We start from the raw sequence: 288 nt of genomic DNA, 5'->3' as shown, positions 1-288 counted from the left end.
GAAGTACATGTAAGCTGCGTTACCGGTAATGCGGCGGTAGTTTTTAAAACTAAAGATGTAAGCTTGATGCTCACAGATCCTAAAAGAGCGGTTGTTAAGTACAAAAACAGACGCTGATTTACTCATAAACCTTTTCTCATCAATCGAAGGAAATAAATCAAATACGTCTTTGTCTTTCAACGCAGTTCGTAATTGACCATAATTGTTTTACATCAAGCTATTCCACACTCACACTTTATAATTTCTATCCAGTACAACAAGGCCCACATCAAACGTGTTAAACATATC

General features: G+C 36.5%; 1 pseudogene. It reads right to left on the bottom strand.

Annotated features, from left to right (window positions below):
• Window positions 1-288: pseudogene (locus CWB60_RS20815) on the bottom strand (PAS domain-containing protein); the annotation flags it as partial.

The sequence above is a fragment of the Pseudoalteromonas sp. S327 genome, from assembly GCF_005886415.1.
GTDB classification, from domain to species: domain Bacteria; phylum Pseudomonadota; class Gammaproteobacteria; order Enterobacterales; family Alteromonadaceae; genus Pseudoalteromonas; species Pseudoalteromonas atlantica.
This window is presented reverse-complemented; position numbering and strand designations above follow the sequence as displayed.